Annotated in this window: 20 protein-coding genes; 8 read left to right on the top strand and 12 right to left on the bottom strand. The window is 66.4% G+C overall.

Going from position 1 to position 21,911, the window contains the following annotated elements; all coding sequences use genetic code 11:
• Positions 1-47: 47 nt before the first annotated feature.
• Complete coding sequence (locus FM113_RS03545; protein ID WP_087011571.1) at positions 48-1,088, top strand: AraC family transcriptional regulator; 1,041 nt, start codon at positions 48-50, stop codon at positions 1,086-1,088.
• Here FM113_RS03545 and FM113_RS03540 read toward each other — a convergent pair.
• From FM113_RS03540 to FM113_RS03510, 7 genes are all read right to left on the bottom strand, one after another.
• Positions 1,036-2,049: a branched-chain amino acid ABC transporter permease gene (locus FM113_RS03540; RefSeq protein WP_176387065.1), complete on the bottom strand. Its 1,014-nt coding sequence runs from the start codon at positions 2,047-2,049 to the stop codon at positions 1,036-1,038. The two genes, FM113_RS03545 and FM113_RS03540, sit on opposite strands and share 53 nt — an antisense overlap.
• 2 nt (positions 2,050-2,051) lie before the next feature.
• A complete protein-coding gene (locus FM113_RS03535; RefSeq protein ID WP_087011567.1) occupies positions 2,052-2,924 on the bottom strand; it encodes a branched-chain amino acid ABC transporter permease in 873 nt (290 codons plus the stop codon).
• Positions 2,924-3,664, bottom strand: coding sequence for an ABC transporter ATP-binding protein (locus FM113_RS03530; RefSeq protein ID WP_087011565.1), 741 nt, complete (start codon positions 3,662-3,664; stop codon positions 2,924-2,926). Before FM113_RS03530 ends, FM113_RS03535 begins: the two co-directional genes overlap by 1 nt.
• The gene (locus FM113_RS03525) at positions 3,664-4,281 is read right to left on the bottom strand and encodes an ABC transporter ATP-binding protein (protein WP_217895942.1); all 618 of its coding nucleotides are present in this window, start codon (positions 4,279-4,281) and stop codon (positions 3,664-3,666) included. Before FM113_RS03525 ends, FM113_RS03530 begins: the two co-directional genes overlap by 1 nt.
• A 162-nt stretch (positions 4,282-4,443) precedes the next feature.
• Positions 4,444-5,748, bottom strand: coding sequence for an ABC transporter substrate-binding protein (locus tag FM113_RS03520; RefSeq protein ID WP_087011563.1), 1,305 nt, complete (start codon positions 5,746-5,748; stop codon positions 4,444-4,446).
• 335 nt (positions 5,749-6,083) lie between these two features.
• Positions 6,084-6,548 (bottom strand): DIP1984 family protein, encoded by a 465-nt coding sequence (locus tag FM113_RS03515; protein WP_087011561.1) that lies wholly within the window; start codon positions 6,546-6,548, stop codon positions 6,084-6,086.
• 26 nt (positions 6,549-6,574) lie between these two features.
• Entirely contained in the window at positions 6,575-6,898 is a 324-nt protein-coding gene (locus tag FM113_RS03510) for a DUF2469 domain-containing protein (RefSeq protein ID WP_087011559.1), read from the bottom strand.
• A gap of 146 nt (positions 6,899-7,044) precedes the next feature.
• Here FM113_RS03510 and FM113_RS03505 point away from each other — a divergent pair, with 146 nt between their 5' ends.
• Genes FM113_RS03505 through FM113_RS03490 form a run of 4 tightly spaced genes read left to right on the top strand, consistent with a single transcriptional unit; the run spans position 7,045 to position 14,282 of the window.
• Positions 7,045-7,725 (top strand): hypothetical protein, encoded by a 681-nt coding sequence (locus tag FM113_RS03505; protein ID WP_176387064.1) that lies wholly within the window; start codon positions 7,045-7,047, stop codon positions 7,723-7,725.
• Positions 7,722-9,362, top strand: coding sequence for a DNA polymerase Y family protein (locus tag FM113_RS03500; protein WP_087011557.1), 1,641 nt, complete (start codon positions 7,722-7,724; stop codon positions 9,360-9,362). The genes FM113_RS03505 and FM113_RS03500 overlap by 4 nt, the downstream gene beginning before the upstream one ends.
• Positions 9,362-12,925 (top strand): error-prone DNA polymerase, encoded by a 3,564-nt coding sequence (locus FM113_RS03495; RefSeq protein WP_087011555.1) that lies wholly within the window; start codon positions 9,362-9,364, stop codon positions 12,923-12,925. Before FM113_RS03500 ends, FM113_RS03495 begins: the two co-directional genes overlap by 1 nt.
• A 40-nt stretch (positions 12,926-12,965) precedes the next feature.
• Positions 12,966-14,282 carry a nicotinate phosphoribosyltransferase gene (locus FM113_RS03490; protein WP_087011552.1) on the top strand — a complete coding sequence of 439 codons (1,317 nt, stop codon included), beginning with the start codon at positions 12,966-12,968 and terminating at the stop codon, positions 14,280-14,282.
• 75 nt (positions 14,283-14,357) lie between these two features.
• On the opposite strand, the gene FM113_RS03485 is transcribed toward FM113_RS03490, so the two are convergent.
• From FM113_RS03485 to FM113_RS03475, 3 genes are read right to left on the bottom strand one after another with little or no spacing between them, the layout of a single operon-like run.
• Positions 14,358-14,642, bottom strand: coding sequence for a DUF3039 domain-containing protein (locus FM113_RS03485; RefSeq protein ID WP_087011550.1), 285 nt, complete (start codon positions 14,640-14,642; stop codon positions 14,358-14,360).
• Between the two features lie 35 nt (positions 14,643-14,677).
• On the bottom strand, positions 14,678-16,243 hold the full coding sequence (locus FM113_RS03480; RefSeq protein ID WP_087011548.1) for a hypothetical protein: 1,566 nt from the start codon (positions 16,241-16,243) through the stop codon (positions 14,678-14,680).
• The gene (locus tag FM113_RS03475; RefSeq protein ID WP_176387063.1) at positions 16,213-17,301 is read right to left on the bottom strand and encodes an ABC transporter ATP-binding protein; all 1,089 of its coding nucleotides are present in this window, start codon (positions 17,299-17,301) and stop codon (positions 16,213-16,215) included. Before FM113_RS03475 ends, FM113_RS03480 begins: the two co-directional genes overlap by 31 nt.
• 189 nt (positions 17,302-17,490) lie before the next feature.
• On the opposite strand from FM113_RS03475, the gene FM113_RS03470 reads away from it, so the two are divergent.
• Both FM113_RS03470 and FM113_RS03465 read left to right on the top strand, forming a co-directional pair.
• Positions 17,491-18,273: an ABC transporter permease gene (locus tag FM113_RS03470; RefSeq protein WP_254908847.1), complete on the top strand. Its 783-nt coding sequence runs from the start codon at positions 17,491-17,493 to the stop codon at positions 18,271-18,273.
• A 1-nt stretch (position 18,274) separates the two neighbouring features.
• Complete coding sequence (locus FM113_RS03465; RefSeq protein WP_087011541.1) at positions 18,275-19,027, top strand: ABC transporter ATP-binding protein; 753 nt, start codon at positions 18,275-18,277, stop codon at positions 19,025-19,027.
• A gap of 41 nt (positions 19,028-19,068) precedes the next feature.
• Here FM113_RS03465 and FM113_RS03460 read toward each other — a convergent pair whose 3' ends face one another.
• Positions 19,069-20,292: a hypothetical protein gene (locus tag FM113_RS03460; RefSeq protein ID WP_087011539.1), complete on the bottom strand. Its 1,224-nt coding sequence runs from the start codon at positions 20,290-20,292 to the stop codon at positions 19,069-19,071.
• 60 nt (positions 20,293-20,352) lie between these two features.
• Between FM113_RS03460 and FM113_RS03455 the strand changes: the two genes are divergently transcribed.
• Complete coding sequence (locus FM113_RS03455) at positions 20,353-21,396, top strand: glycosyltransferase family 2 protein (protein ID WP_087011537.1); 1,044 nt, start codon at positions 20,353-20,355, stop codon at positions 21,394-21,396.
• Here FM113_RS03455 and FM113_RS03450 read toward each other — a convergent pair.
• A complete protein-coding gene (locus FM113_RS03450) occupies positions 21,393-21,857 on the bottom strand; it encodes an Lrp/AsnC family transcriptional regulator (RefSeq protein ID WP_087011535.1) in 465 nt (154 codons plus the stop codon). The two genes, FM113_RS03455 and FM113_RS03450, sit on opposite strands and share 4 nt — an antisense overlap.
• Between the last annotated feature and the right edge of the window lie 54 nt (positions 21,858-21,911).

Below are 21,911 nucleotides of genomic sequence, written 5' to 3'. Positions count from 1 at the left end.
GGTGTTAGCTTTCCTCAGCCAAACCGTTGCATCGAGGAGGCGGTCCCATGGAGGTACGCGAGGCGCAGAGTGCGGACGAGTGGGAAGATATCGTCAGCAATTGTTTTGTCCCGCTGCGTGCCGGTGCCCTCAGCGCAGACTTCCGGGGCCGGATGGATCACCTCTCCCTCGACTCGCGCGTCTCGATCTCGGTGGTCACCACGGACGGCACCACCGCCGACCGCACCGCCGGCCTGGCCGCTCGCGCCGAGAGCGATGACCTACACCTCTCGCTCCAGCGGTCCTCGCACGGCTTCGTGAATCAGCGCGACCGGACGGTCTCGATCCGCCCCGGCTCCGTGTCCGTGTACGCCACCGACGCGCCTTACTATCTCGACTACACCGCACCCCGGCAACAGCAACTCATCATCCAGGTGTCACGATCCGCGCTCGCGATGTCCGCAGAAATGATCGCCTCCGCCACCGCGCGCATTGCGACCCCACGCACCCCGCACTCCCGAGTGTTGTACCGCTACGCCACCGAGCAGCTGCTCCGCGCTGGAGACCAGCGCACGATCGCTCGCGCAGAAGTGGCCGCGGTGACGAGTGATCTCTCCGCGGCCATGATCCAGGGGGCGCTCACCAGCCGGCGCGTCGTTCCACACACCGCGGGCGGCCTCTTGGCGACGATCCTGGACTTTATCGAGCAGCATCTCACGACCGTGCGGGTGATGGATATCGCGCACGAGTTCTTAATGTCACGTCGCAGCCTGTACCTGCTTTTCGAGCGGCTTGAAGTTGGACCCGCCGAGTACCTGCGCAGCGCGCGGCTGCGTCGCGCCGCGGACATGCTGACGTCCGCGAGCTTCCACCACTGGACCGTGGGCCGGGTGGGCGCGGAGTGCGGGTTTCCCGACACCACCACCTTTATCCGCGCGTTCCGACGCGCATACAACTGCACGCCCGGCGAGTGGCGACGCGTATTCATTGCGGCAGACGGCGGCACCGGCGAGCGGCCGCATGAACCAGATCCTCGTGACGGCGTCCCCGGCGTGTTCACGGTGTTGCAGGATCGCCATCATCGGCGGGAATCTCCACGTGCCGAGTGATGGGGAACAACGTCAGTGAGAACCTCGCACTGATTTCTCCCCAGATTCCTTTGGGGAGGAAAAGCGTCACGAGAATCGCGAGAAGCCCCAACACCACGAGGTACCAAAGCCCCAATTGGCTGAAGTAGAAGTCCATCACGAAGTAGATGACGGCGCCAAGCACAGGCCCCTCGACCGTGCCAATCCCTCCGATCAACACCATGAAGATCATGAACGCCGAGTAGTTCACCCCGAAGATTTGCCCCGGTGAAGCCACCCCGATGGCTTGCAAACAGATCACCGCTCCGACGAGGGCCGCTGCGAGGGCTGCACACACAAACACGATCCGCTTCGTGGTGTTGACCCGGATCCCCAGCGCGCGTGCCGCGACCTCGTTATCGCGTATTGCTTGGAGCGCCACGCCAGTGCGACTCCTCAGCAACCGGACAGTCATCGCAATAACCACCGCCGCGACCCCCAGCGCAAGCCAGTAGGTGAACAGATTCCGGAGCGTGGGATCCTCCGTATACGTGGTCAGGCTCCGACCACGTCCGGCGCCCAAAGATTCGAAGCGCACCACGATCTGCCGTGCGGCTTCGGCGATCACCCACGTTCCGATTGCAAAGTATCCGCCACGGAGTCGGAACGCGACGACGGATATGGGGAGCGCGAGCGCGCCCACGATCACCGCGGCGATCACGGCGCTCAAATATGGGTTCACTCCCCAGTCATTGACCACAAACACGCCATAGGCGCCGAGGCCGATATATGCCTGTTGCCCCACGGAGACCATCCCCGCGTACCCTGCAAGCAAGTTCCATGCGGTGGCGAGCGCGATCAAGTAGAACAGCTTGATCCATGCACTGGTTGTTGCCGGGCTCAACCCCATCGGCGCAACCACGAGAAACAGGAGCAACGCCAGGGCCCCGCCCACCGCAATCATCATGCGGCGGCGGTTGTGATTCACTCGGATCGGACCCACCATCATCCTTCCCTCCGGCTCCGCACGATGCCCCGGGGACGCAGGACAAGGATCATCAGAAACACCAGATTTCCGACAAGGAGCGGCATCTCCGGCCCGAAGAGCCCCGCGATTGTGTGCGAGATTCCCAGCACGGTCCCTCCGGCGAGAGTGCCCCATAGCGAGCCCAAGCCCCCGATAATGACGGCTTCAAATGCAAACAAGAGGCTCAGTTGCCCATCGAACGGCGTCACACCGCCCTGCCGCATCCCGTAGAACACCCCGGCCAACGCAGCGATGCCAAACGCGAGCGCCATTGCCACTCCGTAGATCTGTCGAGAATCAACCCCCATCAGCTGAAGCGTCGGCGCATCATCCGCGGCCGCGCGCATGTACCGCCCGATCTGCGTCTGAGAAAGGAACAGTTGTACGCAAACAATGAGCGCCACCGCAAGCACCGCAGTGATCAGTGGGAGCACCCCTACCGTCACCCCGTCGACGAGCGTCATGCTCTGCACCGCGAGGCCTCCCGTTGAGATGGGGCGCTTATCGTTCGTGAACAACTCGATCAGCGCGTTCGGAACCATGATCGAAATCCCGAAAGTCACCAAGAGCGGTGCCAGCTCACTGATCCCCACCGCACGTTGCAATACGTATCGCTGCACGACATACCCCACCGCCGCGAGGAGCGGAACGACGATGAGCATGCTCACCCAAACGTTCATCCCGGTGATGGCCAGCACCATGACGCTCACGTACGCACCGACTGTCATCACCTCCCCGTGCGCCAAATTCACGATTCGAAGCACCCCAAAGGCGATCGAGAGCCCGACCGCGGCCATCGTGAAGAGGCCACCCAGGAGTACCCCCTGGACCAGTGCGTTCACGAGCAACATCAGTGACCACCGTCGGCGCGATGTGGTGATTCACCGGTGCGCGCGTGCCCAAAATAGGCATCGGTGATCGTCTCGGTCGAGAGTTCGGCCGGCGTCCCCTGTAATACGAGCGTCCCCTCGAGTAAGCAGACGATGTGATTCGCTACGGTGAGCGTACGGCGCAGATCCTGCTCCACCAGGATGACACTGAGCCCGCTGTCCAGCACGGTCCGCAGTGAACGGTAGAGATCGTCCACAACGATAGGGGCAAGCCCCAGAGATACTTCATCGAGCAGCAGCAATCGCGGGTTCGCGAGCAGTGACCGTCCGATCGCCACTGCCTGTTGCTCACCCCCGGAGAGCTTCGATGCGGTGCGCCCGAGCAGTGGCTCAAGCATGGGCAGCGCCGCGATCACGCGGTCAAGGTTCCACGGCCCCAGGCGCTGCGAGCCTCTCCCCGTCAACAAGTTGTCGCGCACAGACATGCTTGCGAATAAACGGCGCCCCTCGGGGACCAATGAGATTCCTCGACGTGCGCGCAGAAACGCGCTCTCCCGCGTGACGTCCTCCCCCGCATAAATCAAGCGCCCAGCGTCGGGACGATGCGCGCCCGAGATCACATTCAAGAGCGTCGACTTCCCCGCTCCGTTTGCTCCGACCAGGGCGAGCACTGACCCCTCACCGATCTCGATCGACACATCGGTGATCGCCCGCGTGTCCCCGTACCCCGCGGTGAGATGATCCGCCTCGAGCAGCACCATCACACACCGCTCCCGAGATACACCCGACGCACCTCAGGGCTCGAAATCACCGCATCCGGGTGTCCGTCCGCGACAACCCGGCCCGAGGCAATACACACGAGCCGGTCCACGACCGCCAGGAGGGCACGGACGACATGCTCGATCCAGATCACTGTGATCCCGTCCTCGCGGAGCGTATTCACTGTGCGCACGAGGCTGTCGCATTCCGATTCGGTGAGCCCTCCCGCAATCTCGTCCAGCAGCAGGAGTTCTGGCCCGGTAGCCAACGCTCGGGCAAGCTCCAGTCGTTTCCGGAGGAGCAACGGCAGCGCCCCCGCTGGCTCATTCGCGAACTTCAGCAGCTCCGATCGTTCCAGAGCTTCGCCTGCCCGCTGCTCCGCAGCCCTGCCACGCAGCCCTGCCCCGTACATGGCACCGGCGAGCACATTCTCAAACACGGAGAGTGAGACAAACGGGCGCGGAATTTGAAAGGTTCGTCCGATCCCCGCGCGTGCCCGATGTTCGGGCCCGGTGCGCGTAACGTCACGCCCACAGAAGTACACGGCACCCTCAGTCGCAGCTTCAGTTCCGTTGATGATGCTCAGCAGGGTCGTTTTTCCCGCTCCGTTGGGGCCCACGATTCCCACGGCTTCCCCCCCGTTCCACCGCGAAACTCACCTCGCTGAGCACCTGCACAGCCCCAAAAGTTTTCCGAATGCTCCGTACTTCAAGGAGCGACGCTGATGGCTCTGCTGTACTCCGCGAAATACCGCGGGTACGAAGCCTGCTTCCCACGATCATTAGGGCAGCGGCTCAAACGGACGATCGACAGGAAGGTCCGGGATAGTCCCGTTGTCTACCACTACCCATTCCCAATCATCATCGGGGGTTTTCTGCCACTGCCCCACCGCGGTGGGGATCACAGCAATTCCCGGGAACGGCCCGTCAGTAAAGTCCACCTGGCCCGCCAGCGTCATCATATTGAGATCCGCGATTGCCTCGTTCAACGCTCCCTTGTCTCGCGGGTCGTCAACGGCTTGGAGCGCTGCCTGAGCCAGCTCAAACAGTGCGACATTCTCGGGGGTCGCCTGATTCCAGGTCAACCCTTCGCCCTCCGGGCTCGCTTCGAAGCCGTCGATCCATTCTTGGGGGGTCATCCCACCGAAAGAAGACTCGTACGGGAACGTCGGCCCCCACCAGGTCGTGAATCCCAACCCCACGCCCAGATCGTTGGGGATCGAGGGAACGGTCGCGGGGAAGAACAATGCCTTCCCGATCGTCGCCGCTTTGGGGCTGAAGCCTTGTTGCGCGGACTGAGTCCAGAAGGTCACAAAATCTGGTGGGACGGGAATTCCCGCGATGATCTCAACGTCCTGATCTTTGAACGTCTGAATGACCGAGGTAAAGTCCTGCGTCCCGTTCTCGTAGGGGCCCGGATCGACAATGGTGTACCCGAACTCTTCGGCGAATTGGGCGTATCCTCCGTCGGGGTCCCGGAATGCCCCACCGTCTGCGTCATTGGGCCACAGCACGCCCACACGTTTGTTCGTCTCGATCTGCTCCCACGCCTGTCGCTCCACCTCCCCGAATCCTTCAACCCCGAAGAAGAAGTGATGGCTCCATTTCATCGGGTTCTCCTCGGTGAAGCCGGCACCGTACACCACCGCTTGCCAGGGGGCGATCGCGGTAAGGCAGGGAGTCGCGTTCGCTTCGCACTGTGCGACGACCGGGTTGACCGTCTCCGGAGTGGCCGTCGCCATCATCAGATCGACCTGGTCCCCGGTGATCAGCTGCTGGGCAAGTTCACCAGCTTTCGCGGGGTCGGATCCGGAATCTCGGTCGAGGATCTCGACCTGATAGGTCTCGCCGTTGATCTCGATGCCGTCGGCAAACTGTTCCCGCACCACGGACAGCATGTAGGGATCACCATCGCTGAAGCCCGCGTATGCCCCGGTTATCGGGGAAATGAACCCGATTTTGATCGTGTTCCCACCGCCTCCGCCGGCGCAGCCCGCCAAGGCGATCACCGTCGCGGTCAGCGCAAGCCCCGCTCCTGCTGCCCGCCACCGACGCGGCCATGCCCTCAGGGATCCTCGAGAATTCATCGTGCTCCTTTGCCGCTGAATCCCCCACACTGCGTGGTTTCAGGCTAGGAAGTACCCCGAGAATCTCCCACCACTCCCCCACTCAACGGCACAAAACGCCGACACCCACACGGATCATCGCACCCAGAGAGAACGCTGAGGTCCCCGTACCCGCCCTCGACGGTTGGTCAGCACGTGGTAATCATTCATCCTGTGTGCGCGGTGACCTGTGCCAGGTACGGGGCTGAGGTGTGATGACCGTTCGGTCAAGACGCTGCCCACCGCGTCGAATGTCTGGCCGGTTTCACCGCCGGCCACGGCGTGTGCTCGCCCCAAGTCGTCTACCGACTCAGCGTTCATGCGTGGGGAATGTCGACCTCCCAGTTCATGCGCTGGATCAGGCTATCGACCTCGCGCAAGCGCACGGCGACTGCGTCGGCCTGCCGACGCAGTTCCGGGACCGCGAGCGCCGAAAGCTGTCGGAGTTCGCTCCGCAACTGGCGCGGCACGCGGGATCCCCCAGCGGCGTCGGCGGCTTGTGTGAGGAGGCTGTGCTCAGCTCGGAGCGTCTCCCGCGCGGCGAGGACCTCCGTGAGTGTGCGCCCATCAGCGGTGACCGCGCTCGCGTTCGCGAGGTTGATCTGCGTGATCAGCTGCTCAAGCTCGCGCAGCACAGCGACGCACTCGTCGAGCAGCGCCTGCGCGTTCTCCGCGGGCTCCTCACCCTCCTGATAGCTCGCGTTCATGAGGACGCGAGCGCGCAGGGTATCCGCGCGTTTGTGCAGGTCAGAGCGCTCAAGCAACGCTTCGGCGAGTTTCATGTGCTCATCCTGCCACACCGATCCCGCTACTCGTCGAGCGCCAACTCCTGCGGGAGTGAGAACTCGCGCGCGGACAGCTCCTCGACATTGACGTCCTTGAACGTGAGCACACGCACCGACTTCACGAAACGGTCAGCGCGATACACATCCCACACCCACACGTCGCTCATCGTCAGCTCGAAGTAGAAATCACTGCCGGCGTCGCGCCGCTGCAGATCGACCTCATTCGCCAGGTAGAACCGGCGCTCCGTCTCTACGACATAGCGGAACTGACTCGCGATGTCGCGGTACTCACGGAACAGCGACAGCTCCGCGTCGCGTTCATAATCATCAAGCTCGTCCTCGTTCATCTCCCCCATCCTATGCCGTCTCGACGCGGCGAGCTGGACCCCCCGCGTTTCCCGCGGCGGCACCCACAGTAACCCCTTCAGCGCACCGCCAACACACCGGCGGAATCGAGATTGACTTATTCGAACATATGTTCGAATATGGCTCCATGAATTCTTCCGCGACGGTTCGCTCGTTGCAGCAACGCATCACCCAGATGCAGCCGCTGCGACTCGACGATCGCGCGCTCCCGACGGCCCCCGAACTGCGCCCACTCCTCCCCGGCGGCGCACTTCGAAAAGGGTCCAGCTACACAGTGCAGGGCTCACAACAGCTCGCCCTCGCGCTCCTCACCGCCGCTTCTGCCGCGGGGGCTTGGTGCGGGGTGATCGGCATCCCGGACTTCGGTGCCGAGGCCGCGGCCGCACTGGGCATTGCGCTGGATCGCTGCGTCCTCATTCCCGAGCCCGGCGCTGAGGCGATCGGGCTCACCGGGGCGCTCAGTGAGGTCCTCACCGTGGTCCTGCTCCACATTCCGGTTCGGCCGCGTTCCGGGGACACCGAGCGCATCGCTGCACGGCTGCGCGAACACGGATCCGCATTGGTGGTCACGGGCGACTGGCCCCATCCGGAAAGCGCCCTCCGTGTGACGGGTTCGCGCTGGTCCGGGCTCGGTCAAGGCCACGGCGCTCTGTCGGAGCGGGAGCTGTCGGTGCAGTCACATGACCGGCGCGGGATCACCGAGCATCGCGTGCACTTTGCCGACGGAGCCCTCGCTCCTGCGCAGCCGGCTTCGCACGCGCCCGCCATCGCCGGGCCCCCGTACCCGCTGACACTGGTGGGCTCATGAGCACCGCAGAACGTGCGCTGGTTGCGTGGATTCCTGACTGGCCTATCCACGCATATCTGCAGGATCAGACCGACGCTGAGGGTGCGGATACGGTCGCGGAGCCAGTTGCGGCAACAACCCCCAGTGCCCCGGCGATCGCCTTAATTGCCGGGCACCGCGTGATCGCCTGCTCGGCGGCGGCCCGCGCTGAGGGAGTCCGGATCGGGCTCCGCGAACGCGAGGCCCAAATGCGCTGCCCAGACCTCATCCTTCGCCCCCACATCCCCGAGGTCGACGAGCGCCGCTTTGCACCCGTCATCGCCGCGATCGAACAGCTCATCCCCGGTGTCGAATCGCGCCGGCCCGGGGTATGCGCGATGCGGGCGCGCGGCCCCGCCCGGTTCTACGGCGGCGAGGAACCTGCCGCCGCCGCCCTCCTCGAACTGGCGCGCACGCTCGGGCTGCCTGAGCTGCGCGTGGGCATCGCGGACGGCCTGTTCACCGCGGAACAGGCGGCACGCACCACGGGAACCGCTCCGGCGACCCACTCCCCAAGATTCGGGGTGCAGATCGTGGCCCCGGGCGGCTCCGCAGCGTTCCTGAGCCCGCTCCCCGTGGGGCGCGCGGCACCCGGCGACTTTGCGGAGGTACTGCAGGGGCTCGGGATCCGCACGCTCGGCGCCCTCGCCGCGCTTCCCGAGAGCGCCGTCAGGGAACGATTTGGGGCGGCCGGCGTGGCCACCCACCGCCGCGCCACCGCCTCCGGCCCGGTCCACGGAATCGAGCTGCGCCCGCGCCCCCCAGTACGCGAGTTCGCCGTTGACCTCACATTCGAGCCACCCCTCGACTCCGCGGATCAGCTGGCGTTCGCCTGCGTCACTCTCGCCGAACGCTTCATCGCGGGGCTCGCGGAGGAACGCCTTGTCTGCACCGCGCTCCGCATTGAACTCACCGACGATATCGGCGTGCGTCACGAACGGGAATGGGCGCACCCGCACCGCTTTACCGCGAACGACACCGTCGGCCGGATCCGGTGGCAGGCCTCCGCGTTGCCACAGACTGGCGAGCGCGGTGGGGCCGGGGTCACGCAGATCAGAATCACCCCCACGCACACCGACCGCGCCGCCGCGCACGAGCCGGGACTGTGGAGCACCGAGCCTGAAGAACGCGTACATCACCACCTCAGTCGCGCCCAGACTCGCCTGGGGCACGCCGCTGTCGGCACTATGCAGCTCACCGGGGGCCGCCGCCTGACCGACAGGCAACGCCTCGTGCCGTGGGGCACGACACGGGTGCGCACCCGGGAGTCGCGCTCGTCCCGTTCCTCAGCCGCGGGCCCCTGGCCGGGGGCGCTCACGGGTGCCATCCCGAGCCGCGTGTTTCCCGAACCGTTCCCCGCTGAGCTGCGCGATGCGCGCGGCACCCTCATCGGCGTCGACGCAGAGGACCTCCTCACCGCGCCTCCCGCGCAACTCCAGGTGGCTCGCACCCGGTTCCCCCAGCCAGTCCAAGACTGGTCACACCCCTGGCCGCTCCGAGAACGCTGGTGGGAGGGTGCCCCCGAGCGAATCCGACTGCAGTTGCAGCTTGCGGGCGGCGATGCCTGGCTGCTGTCCTACGAGCACGGCGCGTGGTTCGCGGAGGGGAGATACGACTAATGGGCTGGAACAACCCGCCGCTCCCCTGGCGCGAAATGGAGCGCCGCCTCTCGGGCCGACCCGCCACGCAGCGGCCGGACGGCGCGGGGCCGAGTACCCAGCCCGACGCGCAGCCGAGCCCACGAGCAACCACCCCGGCACAACCGGCGGAGTCGAACCCCATCCCCACAGTGCCCTACGCCGAGCTGCACGCCCACTCCCACTTCAGTTTCCTCGATGGTTCGGCCACCCCGGAGGAGCTCGTCGCGGAAGCAACGCGGCTCGGGCTGAACGGCCTCGCCCTCACCGATCACGACGGTTTCTACGGCGCGGCGGTGTTCGCGGAAGCTGCGGAAGCCGCGACCCGTGCCGCGGCGGAACGCGCAGCCGCGACGGAACACACAGCCGCGACGGAATACACAGCCGCGGCGGAACACACAGCCGCAGCCCCCGCACCGCTCCTCACTGTGTACGGGGCGGAGCTCTCGCTTGGACTCGACGTGCCCCAGCTCGGAGCGGCAGATCCCACAGGCACGCACCTGCTTGTTCTCGCCCGCGGCGCGGAGGGTTATCACCGACTCGCTGGCGCGATCACCGAGGGACAGCTCACCGGCGGCGAGAAGGGGCGTCCGAGCTACGACCTCGATATGCTCGCGGAGCTCGGCCGTGAGCACTGGGCCATCCTGACCGGCTGCCGCAAGGGAGCGGTGCGGCAAGCGCTTGACGCCGCACCCACCCGCGCCGCAGGCGAGGAACACGCACGCGCGGAGCTGCGCCGCCTCACCGAGCGCTTCGGCACGGACAACACCTATGTCGAGCTGACCCAGCACGGCCACCCGGGCGACGATCTGCGCAACGCCCAGCTCGCCCAGCTCGCGGCAGAGTTCGGGCTGCCCACGCTTGTCACCGGGAACGTGCACTACGCCACCGCAGCCCAGGCACCCCTCGCCGAGGCGATGGCGGCGGTGCGCGCCCGGCGCAGCCTCGACGAACTCGATCCTTACCTTCCCGCCACCGGAGCCGCGCGCTTGCGCTCCGGGGCGGCACAGCTGCGGCGCTTCGCCGCGTATCCTGACGCGGTTGCCCGTACCGTCCCTCTCGCGCGCGAACTCGCGTTCTCCCTGCGCTCGGCCCGCCCCAAGCTTCCCAGGCTGCCCGTGCCCACGGGCCACACACCCATGACCTGGCTCCGGGAGCTCGCGTGGGCCGGCGCGGAGCGACGCTACGGCGCCCTCACCGAGGCGATTCGGACCCGCATCGAGCGCGAGCTCGAGGTCATCGAGGAGAAGGATTTCCCTGGCTACTTCCTCATCGTGTACGACATCGTGCAAGAGGCCCGGCGACGCGGGATCCTCTGTCAGGGCCGCGGCTCGGCGGCAAATTCGGCGATCTGCTACGTCTTAGAAATCACCGCGGTGGACTCGATCCGCTACGGACTCCCCTTCGAGCGGTTCCTCTCGAGCATGCGCGACGAGGAGCCCGACATCGATGTTGACTTCGATTCGGAGCGCCGCGAGGAGGTCATCCAGTACGTCTACGAGACCTACGGTCGGCGCAACGCGGCGCAGGTTGCGAACATCATCAGCTACCGCCCCAAGGCCGCGATCCGGGATGCGGCAAAGGCGCTCGGCTACAGCGCCGGGCAGCAGCGCGCTTGGACCAAGGCGATGGAGCGGTGGCGCGCCATTGAAGCGGACCCGGAAAGCCCGATCCCGCTGCCCGTGCAGCACCTCGCGCAACAGTTCCTCGGTGCCCCCCGCCACCTGGGAATCCACTCGGGCGGGATGGTCTTGACCGAGCGCCCGGTCGGCGAGGTCTGCCCCATCGAGCACGCCCGCATGGACCGCCGCACGGTGCTCCAGTGGGACAAGGAGTCCTGCGAGAGCATGGGGCTCGTGAAGTTCGACATGCTCGGCCTCGGCATGCTCAGCGCACTTCAAAAGACAATGGACCTGATCGCGGAGGCAACCGGGGAGCGTTGGACGCTCGAGACCGTCCCCAAAGAAGAACCCGGTGTCTACGACATGCTCTGCCGCGCCGACGCCATCGGAGTGTTCCAGCTCGAGAGCCGGGCACAGCTCAACACCCTCCCGCGCCTCAGGCCCCGCAGCTTCTACGACCTTGTCATCGAGATCGCGCTGATCCGGCCCGGCCCCATTCAGGGCGGGGCCGTGCACCCGTATCTCCGGCGCCGCAACGGTGATGAGCCCGTCACCTACCCGCACCCCAAACTCGAGGACGTACTGAAACGGACGCTGGGCGTGCCGCTGTTCCAGGAACAGCTCATGCAGATGGCGATGGCGGTCGGCGGCTGCTCCGCGGAAGACGCCGACCTGCTCCGCCGCGCGATGGGCTCCAAGCGCGGTGAGGAGCGCATCACCGCCCTCAAAGAGAAACTGTTTACGGGCATGGCGGAGAACGGGATCACCGGCGAAGACGCGACCCACCTCTACTCCCAGATCGAAGCCTTCGCGAGTTTTGGCTTCGCGGAGAGTCACTCCATCAGCTTCGCCCTGCTTGTCTACATCAGTTCCTGGTTCAAACTGCACTACCCCGGCGCGTTCCTCGCCGGCCTGCTTCGATCCCAGCCGATGGGGTTCTACGCGCCGCGCACCCTCGTCGCCGACGCCCGCCGCCACGGCGTCGAGATCCGAGCCGTAGACGTGCAGCGCTCGGGAGTGTTCGCGGGCCTCGAAGCGGTGGACGTCGCGCCCACCCGCGCCGGATCCGGATCCGTATCCGCATCCAGCCATCCCGAACACGCCGCGTGCACCGCCGACGATCCGGTCCGCTCACTCGCCCCGCACGAGGCCACCGTCCAGGTGCCTCCGTTCGAGCCAAGCCTGCCCGACACAAGCGGCGCACACCGTCGCGACGGCGGCTTCGCGGTGCGGCTGGGACTCTCCGAAGTGCGCGGGATCGAGCCCGCCACCGCTGAGCGCATCGTCCGTGCCCGCGCCGATGGCCCGTTTGTGGACCTCGCTGACCTCGCGCGCCGCGCGGATCTCGACCGCAGTCGCCTCGAAGCGCTCGCCACAGCGGGTGCCTGCGAGAGCTTCGGGGTGGGGCGTCGCGAAGCACTCTGGGCAGCCGCCCCTGCCGCGGACAACCGCGAACGTTTCCTCCCCGGGATCGCCGTCCACGTGCAACCCCCGCTGCTCCCCGTGCTCAGCCGCTCCGAGCAGACCGCACTCGACCTGTGGAGCACAGGAATCGTCACCAACGACCACCCCCTCGCGCTGCTCCGCGACGAACTCGACGGGCGCGGTGTGCTCCGTTCCGACCGCACAGGCCACGGCACCCCCGGCACCGTGGTCACAGTCGCCGGCCTCGTCACCCACCGCCAGCGACCGAGCACCGCGGGCGGCATCACGTTCCTCACGCTCGAGGACGAGGCGGGCACCGTCAACATCGTCACCTTCGCACAGGTGTGGCAGCGCAACCGGCTCGTCGCGCGGGCCTCCCCCGCACTCATCGTGCGCGGCCTCCTCGAACGCTCACCCGAGGGCGTGGTCAACGTCGTCGCGCACACCTTCGAGCCGCTCGCGGCCCCCGCCAGCGTGGGATCACGCGACTTCCACTAATCCCGCTCAGGAACCAGAACCCGCATACTATGCTGGCGATGTGACCACCTCAACGGCATTGCTCACCGACCACTATGAACTCACGATGGTGGATGCCGCGCTACACGCCGGCACCGCGCACCGTCAGAGCGTCTTCGAACTCTTCGCGCGCCGGCTCTCCGGGGCTCGCCGCTACGGCGTCGTCGCCGGCACCGGCCGCCTCCTCGACGCAATCGAACGGTTCCGCTTCACCGATGCGGAGCTCGGGTTTCTCCGCGACAACCGGATCGTCACTGACCGCACGCTCGACTGGCTCGCCGACTACCGCTTCAGCGGCAACATCTGGGGCTACCCCGAAGGAGAGGTGTTCTTCCCGGGGTCACCCCTGATCACCGTCGAGGCCAGCTTCGCGGAGGGCGTCCTCCTCGAAACGCTCGCGCTCAGCATCCTCAACGCGGACTCCGCAGTTGCGACGGCGGCTTCCCGCATGGCGCACGCCGCGGGCGGAAAGCCGCTCGCGGAGATGGGTTCCCGCCGCACCGGCGAGTACAGCGCCGTCGCGGCGGCCCGTGCCGCCTACATTGCGGGCTTTAGCGCCACCTCAAACCTTGAAGCCGGCCGCAGCTATGGGATCCCCACGATGGGAACCGCCGCGCACAGTTTCACGCTGCTGCACGACAGCGAGCGCCAGGCGTTCGAGGCTCAAGTCGCGGCTCTGGGGGCGGACACCACCCTGCTTGTCGACACCTACGACATCGAACAGGGTGTGCGCACCGCGGTCGAGGTTGCGGGCACCGAGCTTGGGGCCGTCCGCATCGACTCCGGCGACCTGCCGATCGTCGTCGCCCGAGTGCGCCAGCTCCTCGACGAACTCGGTGCCACACGCACCCGGATCACGGTGACCAACGATCTCGACGAATACACTGTCGCCGCCCTCGCCGCATCCCCCGTGGACAGTTTCGGGGTGGGCACCTCCGTGGTCGTCGGATCCGGCACCCCGACAATGGGGATGGTCTACAAGCTCGTCGCCCACGAGGACGATGCGGGCAACTGGGTGTCGGTCGCAAAGAAATCTGCCGACAAGGCCTCCGTCGGAGGGCGCAAGAGTGTACGTCGCAGCTTCACCACACGCGGCGTTGCGAACGCCGAACTGATCTTCCTGGGCGATGGCCCCGGGGGCGAGACCGAAGGCGCGGAAGAGAGCGGTCGGGAGGTCCTCGAACCGCTGGTCATCGCCGGCGAGATTCAGCCCGGCCACACCGGCACCGACGGCATCGCCGCCGCACGCGAACGGCACCGTCTGCGCGTGAGCGAATTGCCGCCAGTGGCAATGAGCCTCACTCGAGGCGATCCCGCGATCCCCACCGAGTACCGCTAGGCAACACACAACACACAACAGCCGAGGGGCGGGGCCTGAGCCCCGCCCCTCGGCTGTTGTGTGTCACGTCTCGCGCTACTTCTTCATGCGCTCGTAGACCTTCTTGCAGTCCGGGCACACCGGGAACTTCTCGGGATCCCTGGAGGGCGTCCACTTCTTGCCGCAGAGCGCACGCACGGCCTTGCCGCTCAGCGCGGACTCCATGATCTTGTCCTTGGGAACGTAGTGCGAAAAGCGCTCGTGGTCACCGTCCTCGATCTGAGCGTCCTCGAGGAGCTTCTCGAGTTCCCGGTCCAGCACATCGGTGCCGCCGCCGGTCGTACCGGAACTGTGTGAGTCACCACGCGTAAAGATTCCCATGAGACGATTCTACCCCCGTCCCCGGGAAACCGCTCCTAGTCGAATACCTGGGTGACGCCGATCAGCTCGGGCCCACTGCGATCGAAGACCCGGCCGCCCACGAAGATCCCGAGCACCAACACCAGCAGCCCGTACCCTGCACCGAAGAGCAAAGCCCAGAGGTTCTCGCCGAGCTCAACATCGATAATCGCCACTACGGAGACCCAGACGGGCGGCACCGCGAGCGCGATCGCCGCGATCATCGAGAGAGTCTGAGCAAGACCCGAGCCAGATCCCGACCACTGCGGCTGCACAAAGGGGCTGTCGCCCGGCCGCGTTGCGGGGTATGGCATCAGCACCGAGAACACGCTCGAGACCGCGTTCGAGACAAAGAGCACTCCGAGATTCATGCCGATCACTGCCGGCAGAACCCGCCAGTCACCCATGAGCGTCACGGTCACGCTGGAACCGATGAGCGCGAGCGGCACACCGAACAGCAGCACGGGAGCGAGCCGCCCCGCGCGGTCCGCGGCACCTCGGGTCCCGCTTGCCACGTGCTCCCAGATCGCGGTGGAGTCCATCGCAACATCGTTGTGCTGCGACCAGCCCAGCAAGAGCAGAATCACCGGAAGCGGTACGAGCGCGAGCGGCCCCAGGGGCGCGCCAGCGACCCAGAAGGCGACAAGCATGAAGATCGGGGCAATCGGGATCGCAAACAGCGCGACGCGGTAGCGCGGATCCCGCGACCAGTACGTCAGGAGCCGGGCAGCGATGGCGGGCGCCGGGCGGGCGGGGAACCGCTCGAACCAGCCGAGGCCGCTGCGGGCCACGCCCGGATCCAGCGGACGCGCCACGCGGCGCAGGGACGACCCGACAACCACGCTCCACACAATCACGAGCAGCACGATTGCGGCACCGACAATTGCGAGCCGCAGCATGGCGGCAGCGGGATCGGCAGCGAGCGCGAGCGCCGCGAACGGTGCCCCAAACGGGGTCCAGCCCAGCACCTCAGAGAAGTCCGAAACCGCGGAGAACCCGTCGACTCCGGCCGCGGCAGCGATCGCGAACACGATGAGCGGCAGCAGCGCCACCAGCAGCACAGCACCGATCGTGCGGACGAGCCCCTCGTAGCGATCCCCCACAATGAGCTTCGCGAGCGCGGAGGTGACACGAGCGCTGCACACCGCGAGCACCGCGGCGAGCACAAGCGCGACGGGAGCGAGCCACGCGGGATCGCCCCACTCCGGGCGCAGCACGCCGAGCGCAATGAGCCACACCGCGAGCAACAGGAACGGCCAACTCGCGACGGTTGTCACGAGCAACGCGCTGCCAATCGAGGCGGGCGAGGCCGGAACCTGACCGAACTGGCGCGGTTCCAGATGGCCGCGGTGGGCAAAGAACGGCACGGCGAACACCGCGGCCAGCACGATCGCACCGAAACCGGTGTCCACGATCGCACGGTCAGCGGGATTCGCGATCAACACTGCGGGAAGCGCGGCGGCGAGCACCGCGACGGCACCCAGGAGCACGAACAGCAGCGCGGTGCGCAGCCCACGTCCGAACGACCCCCGAAATGCGCCGCCGAGCAGCGCTAGGCGGATTCGGAGGAGCCGTGCAGCCATTCCAGGCCCTTCTGTGTATCACTCATGCCGGTGAGCTGCGTGAAGCGCTCTTCCAGGCTCAAACCGTCGCGGACCGCGTCGACCGTGCCCTGCGCAATGACGCTGCCGTCCACGATGATGGAGACGTGGTCGCAGACGCGCTGGATCAGGTCCAGGCTGTGGCTCGACATCACGACGCTGCCACCGCCGGCCACGTACTTTTCAAGAATCTCGGTCACGTTTGCCGCGGACACCGGGTCGATCGTCTCGAACGGTTCGTCGAGCACCAGGACCTCGGGAGCGTGAATCATCGCACAAGCGAGCGCAATCTTCTTCTGCATGCCCGCTGAATAGTCGGACACGAGGCGTCCGAGCGCGGATTCCAGACCGAACGCAACAGCGAGCTCCGAGGAGCGCTGGGCCACCGCAGCCTCATCCACACCGTGCAGCACGCCCGAGTAGTACAGCAACTGCGCGCCGGTGAGGCGATCGAACAGGCGCAGCCGATCCGGCAGCGAACCGATGAGTCGCTTGGCCGCGGGACCATCGGTCCACACATCGACGCCACTCACGGACACGCGCCCGGAGGTGGGGCGCAACAGCCCGCTGATCATCGAGAGCGTGGTCGTCTTACCGGCACCGTTCGGGCCGACAACACCGGTGAAGGAGCCCGCATGGACCTCGATCGAGACCTCGTTGGCGGCAATCACCGAACCATACGTCTTTGTGAGCATCTCGGTGCGCAGCACCACCGGGTTCTGTTCGGCGAGGCGGCCGCGCTCACGCGCACGCACCACCGAGGGCACCGGCACCTGGATCCGGCCGGTACGTGGTGCTGCGGTGGGCTCCGGCGTCGACTCGGGTGACGGCGCCGGCTCCGCTGCCCGCGTCGGCTCGGCGACAGGCTCGGGCGTCGAAAGCGATTCCGGAGCCGGCTGGGCAACCGGCTCAGGCGCAACCGCGGGTGCCGCTTCGGGCACCACCTCGGCTTCGGGGGTCGGCACAGGTGAGGGCTGCGGGGCGTCGGCGCGAGGCGTCACGGGCGGGACCGGTGCCCCGGCGGCGCGACTGGGTCGCACGCGGGAGGTTCCACTCGAGGCGGTTCCGAGGTCACCCTCGGAAACCGGGACGCTCGACGGCGAGCTCTCGTGTGGCTCGGAATCGGGCACGGCTGAGGGGGTTACGGACGGCACACCGTCTAATTTATCAAATACTTGCGTTCGGAGCGTATGCGCGCCGGGAATCACAGAAACCGGCAGAATAGCGGTGTGACTTCCGCATCCAGATCGCAGCGCTCAAGCGCGTGGTCATCTCTGTGGCTCCTCACCCGTCGTGACCTGAAGGTGCGGTACTCCACCTCACTCTTGGGATACCTGTGGTCGATCCTGGACCCGCTCCTGATGAGCCTGATCTACTGGTTCGTTTTTACTCAGGTGTTCACGCGTTCGGTGGGCGAGTCTCCCTACATCGTGTTCCTGCTGACCGCTCTGCTGCCGTGGGTATGGTTTACGGGCGCCGTGTCCGACTCGACGCGCGCGTTCCTCCGAGACGTAAAGCTCGTGCGCTCGGTCGCCCTTCCCCACTGGATCTGGGTGGGCCGGATCGTGTGCTCGAAGGGCGTTGAGTTTCTCCTGAGTCTCCCCGTGCTCGTGGCGTTTGCCATCTTCTCGGGCGCGAAGGTGGGCTGGGGTCTCCTCCTCTTCCCGCTCGCGGTGATCATGCTCGCCGCGCTGATCCTCGGTATTGGGCTGATCGTGGCACCCCTCGTTGTGTTCTTCCGGGATCTCGAGCGGGCCGTGAAGTTGATCATCCGTGTCGCGTTCTACGCGTCCCCGATCATCTACGGTGCCGCCGACCTCCCGGCGTTTGCGCAGCCGCTCGCGTGGCTCAATCCCCTCTCGGGGATCTTTGCGCTGTTCCGGGCCGGGTTCTTCCCAGACCAACTGAACTGGACGCTCGTAGGAGCATCCGCGATCATGACGCTGGTACTCCTTGGAGTCGGCGTGCTTGTGTTCCGACGCACCATCGGTGGCGTCTTGAAGGAGTTGTGACGTGACAGACCACACCGCGGAACCACTGATCACCGCATCCGGACTCGGCGTGCGGTTTCGCCGCAATCGCGGCTCGCGCCGCAGCTTCAAGGACCTGTTCGCGAGCCGCGCGCGGCGCACCCGCCGGGGCGAGTTCTGGGCACTCCGAGACGTCTCGTTCACGGTTGTGCCGGGCGAGGCGATCGGCGTCGTCGGCCGCAACGGTCAAGGGAAATCCACGCTCCTGAAGCTCGTGGCACGCGTCCTTTTCCCTGATGAGGGGCATGTCACCGTGCACGGTGGCGTTGCGCCACTCATCGAGATCACGGGCGGCTTTGTCGGCGACCTCACCGTGCGTGACAACGTGCAACTCACCGGCGGCCTTCACGGATTGAGCAAACAGGAGATCTCGGCACGCTTTGACTCGATCATCGAGTTTGCGGGGGCCGAAGATGTGATCGATACGCCGTTCAAGCACCTCTCCAGCGGGATGAAGGTACGCGTCGCGTTTTCCGTGATCTCGCAGCTCGACGAGCCAGTGCTGCTCGTGGACGAGGTGCTCGCGGTGGGCGACAAAGCGTTCCGCGCAAAGTGCTACCGCCGGATCGAGCAGCTGCTCGCCGAGGGCAAAACGCTGTTCCTCGTGTCCCACAATGAGCGGGATCTGCGTCGCTTCTGCACCCGGGGGCTCTACCTCAACGGCGGTCGACTCGTGCTCGACGGACCCATCGACGAGGTTGTGGACCGCTACAACGCCGACCATCCGGCGGAGTAACCGCGTCCCAGCGCCACCGACGAGTCGTCAGCGCGAAACAATTAGCCGCGAGCCCGCCAAGTATCGGCACGGCTGAGCAGCTCCTCGATAGCCTCGTGGAAACGACGCGTCGGCGCGCCAGGCGCCGTGTCTCCGAAGTATCGCTGCGACCAGGTGCCGAGCCGCTCGCGCGCGGCATCATCCCGGATCACGCGGTCGGTGACCGCGACGGTGTCGTCGAGCTCCCCCACGGAGAGCCACTCACAGACGCTCAGGTACCCATCCTCGTCCACCGCGGCATCGGGCGAGGCGGGTCGGGTCACCATCAGCGGCTTGCCTGTGGCGAGCCTGTCGTAGACCATCGCGGAAATATCACAGATCGCGAGGTCCGGGAGTGACAGCTGCCAACCAAGCACGGGCGACTCGTCGTACACGTGCTGCGCAGCGGGATCGACACGATTGGCCTCGGCGATCGCGGCGATGATCCGCTCGTTGGCGGCCCCAAAGTCTGGGTCCACGACACCGCTGCGGGGGTGCGGCCGGTAGACAACACGGTGTCGCCCCGAGGCAAGCAGCGCGGCGACCAGGCGCTCACCGTGTGAGGCGACGGAGCCGTAGCTCGCGGCCGGGCGGTCACCTTCCCAGGTCGGGGCGTAGAACACAACGGTACGCTCGTCGGGCGCAAACGGCGGCACCCCGTCCAGATGATCCGCCTGCGGGCGCCCGATTGCGATGGTCCGAGCCTCAACGTCGTAGTCCCAGAGTGCAGCGCTCAAGCGCGCGCGGGCCGCATCGCCGGCGACAAACGCGTAGTCGTACGCCTTGTGTTGGTTGCTCGTCATATACATCTTGTCGCTCTCCCCGTGATTCACGAAGACGTGCCACCGCTGGCCGTACCGCATCATCTGGAAGTTACGCGTGTTCTGGTTGACGTAGAGAATCACGTCGAGCGGCTGCTGTTCGATGACGCGCTCAAGATCCGTCACCTTCTGCGCGAAGGCGACGTCGAGACCGCTCTCGCGCATGAGCTGACGCGCACCGGCCGCGTTCCGGGAGAGCACGAGGACCGGGTGTGTCTTCGAAAGCTCCTGCAGCGGGGCGTACCACTGCCGCATCTGATAGATGTTGACGTCGCTGTCGGCGAAGTACACACCGACCCGGTAGCGCTGCTCGGAAAGCGGACCACGCGCCTCCAGCATCGTACGGAGTTCGAAGTACGCGCGACGCCCCTTGAGTACGCGCTTTGCCAGCTTGACCGCGCGCTTCGTATCCTTCGCCAGTTGCATCCCTCCAGGATAGCGCCGCACAGTCGGGAGGACCCAGAGCGCGTGTGGGAGGATCGAGGCGTGCAGTTGCCTCCTCTCCCCGAACGCCCCGCCGTGAGCTTTGTGATGCCCGTGTTGAATGAGGAGGGCTTCCTTGAGTCAGCGGTGCGAACGATCCTTGCCCAGGACTACGCGGGCGAAAAAGAGATCGTGCTGGCGCTCGGCCCGTCCACGGACGCGAGCGACGCAATTGCGGAACGGCTCGCGGCGGAGGACCCGCGCGTGCGCCTCGTCGCGAACCCCGAGCGTGACATCCCCGCTGGACTCAACCACGCAATCGCGGCGAGCCGCCACCCGGTGATCATCCGGGTGGACGCGCACTCAGAGCTGACCCCGGACTACACCCGGCTCGGGATCGCGGCGCTCGCGCGCACGGGGGCAGCAAATGTCGGCGGGATCATGCGGGCCGCGGGCCGCGGAAGCGTGCAGCGGGCCATTGCCCGGGGCTACAACAGCCCCTTTGGTCTCGGCGGCGGCGCCTATCACGGCGACGGCGTTGCCGGGGAGGCCGAGTCCGCGTATCTCGGCATCTTCCGGCGCGAGGCAATTGAGGCTGTCGGCGGCTACGACCCCACGATCCTGCGCGGCGAGGACTGGGAACTCAACCTCCGGATCAGGCGCGCGGGCTTTACCGTGTGGTTCGAGCCGGCCCTCGGAGTGACGTATTGGCCGCGGGCGAGTCTCGGCGACCTCGCTCGGCAGTTCTTTGCGACCGGGACGTGGCGCGCGGTGCTTGTGCGCCGCTACGGCCGCGCGAACCCGTGGCGTTTCTTTGCCCCCGGCGCGCTGGTACTTGGAATCGCGGTGAGCGTCATCGCCTTAATCCTTCTGGTGAGCGGAGTGCTGCCCTGGGCTTCGGCCTGGCCGATCCTGCTCGCCCCCGCCGCCCTGTATCTACTCGGGATCCTGTTCGCTGTCGCGCGGATCCCGGATCAGCGCGGGATCACAGACCGGATTCTCACCGGTGCCACGCTCATCACCATGCACCTCAGCTGGGGTGCGGGGTTTCTGCGCGGCATCACACTCGGTGGGGGTCGCGTCGTGGACCGCTCCCGCATCGGCTAGTCCCGCAGGCCCAGCAGACCCGTCACGCGGTAGGGAATCACCTCGCGCAGGAACAAGCTTGTCGAGGTTCGGTTGATCCCGGGGCACAGTCGAATCTCCTCACTCACCCGGTAGAGGTCGTCCGGGTCTTTCGCGACAACGCGCAGCAACAGATCCGTGCTGCCAGCCGGGGCGAAGCACTCCAGCACTTCGGGGATATCAGCAAGCGCGGCAATCGCTTCCGTGATCAGGTGCTGGTCCAGTTCGACCTGCACGCTTGCCCCCACGGGGCGGCCCAGCGCAGCGGGCGAAACGCGGGCGCTGTGAGCGCGCAGCGCACCCGAGCCCGCAAGCTTTTCGAGGCGCGCCTGGACGGTGCCGCGGGCCAGCCCCAGCCGCTGGGCAACCATCGCGGTCGGCATCCGCGCGTCATGGTCGAGCTCGCGGAGAATCCGCCGGTCGGTCGCGTCAAGATCGCTCATTTTGCACGCTTTCTGATGGGTTAATGACTACTCCACCCATCATATTGCACAATT

Source organism: Leucobacter sp. 7(1) (assembly GCF_900163635.1).
GTDB lineage: Bacteria > Actinomycetota > Actinomycetes > Actinomycetales > Microbacteriaceae > Leucobacter.
Note: the sequence above shows the minus strand (reverse complement) of the source record. Positions and strands in the feature narration are given on the sequence as shown.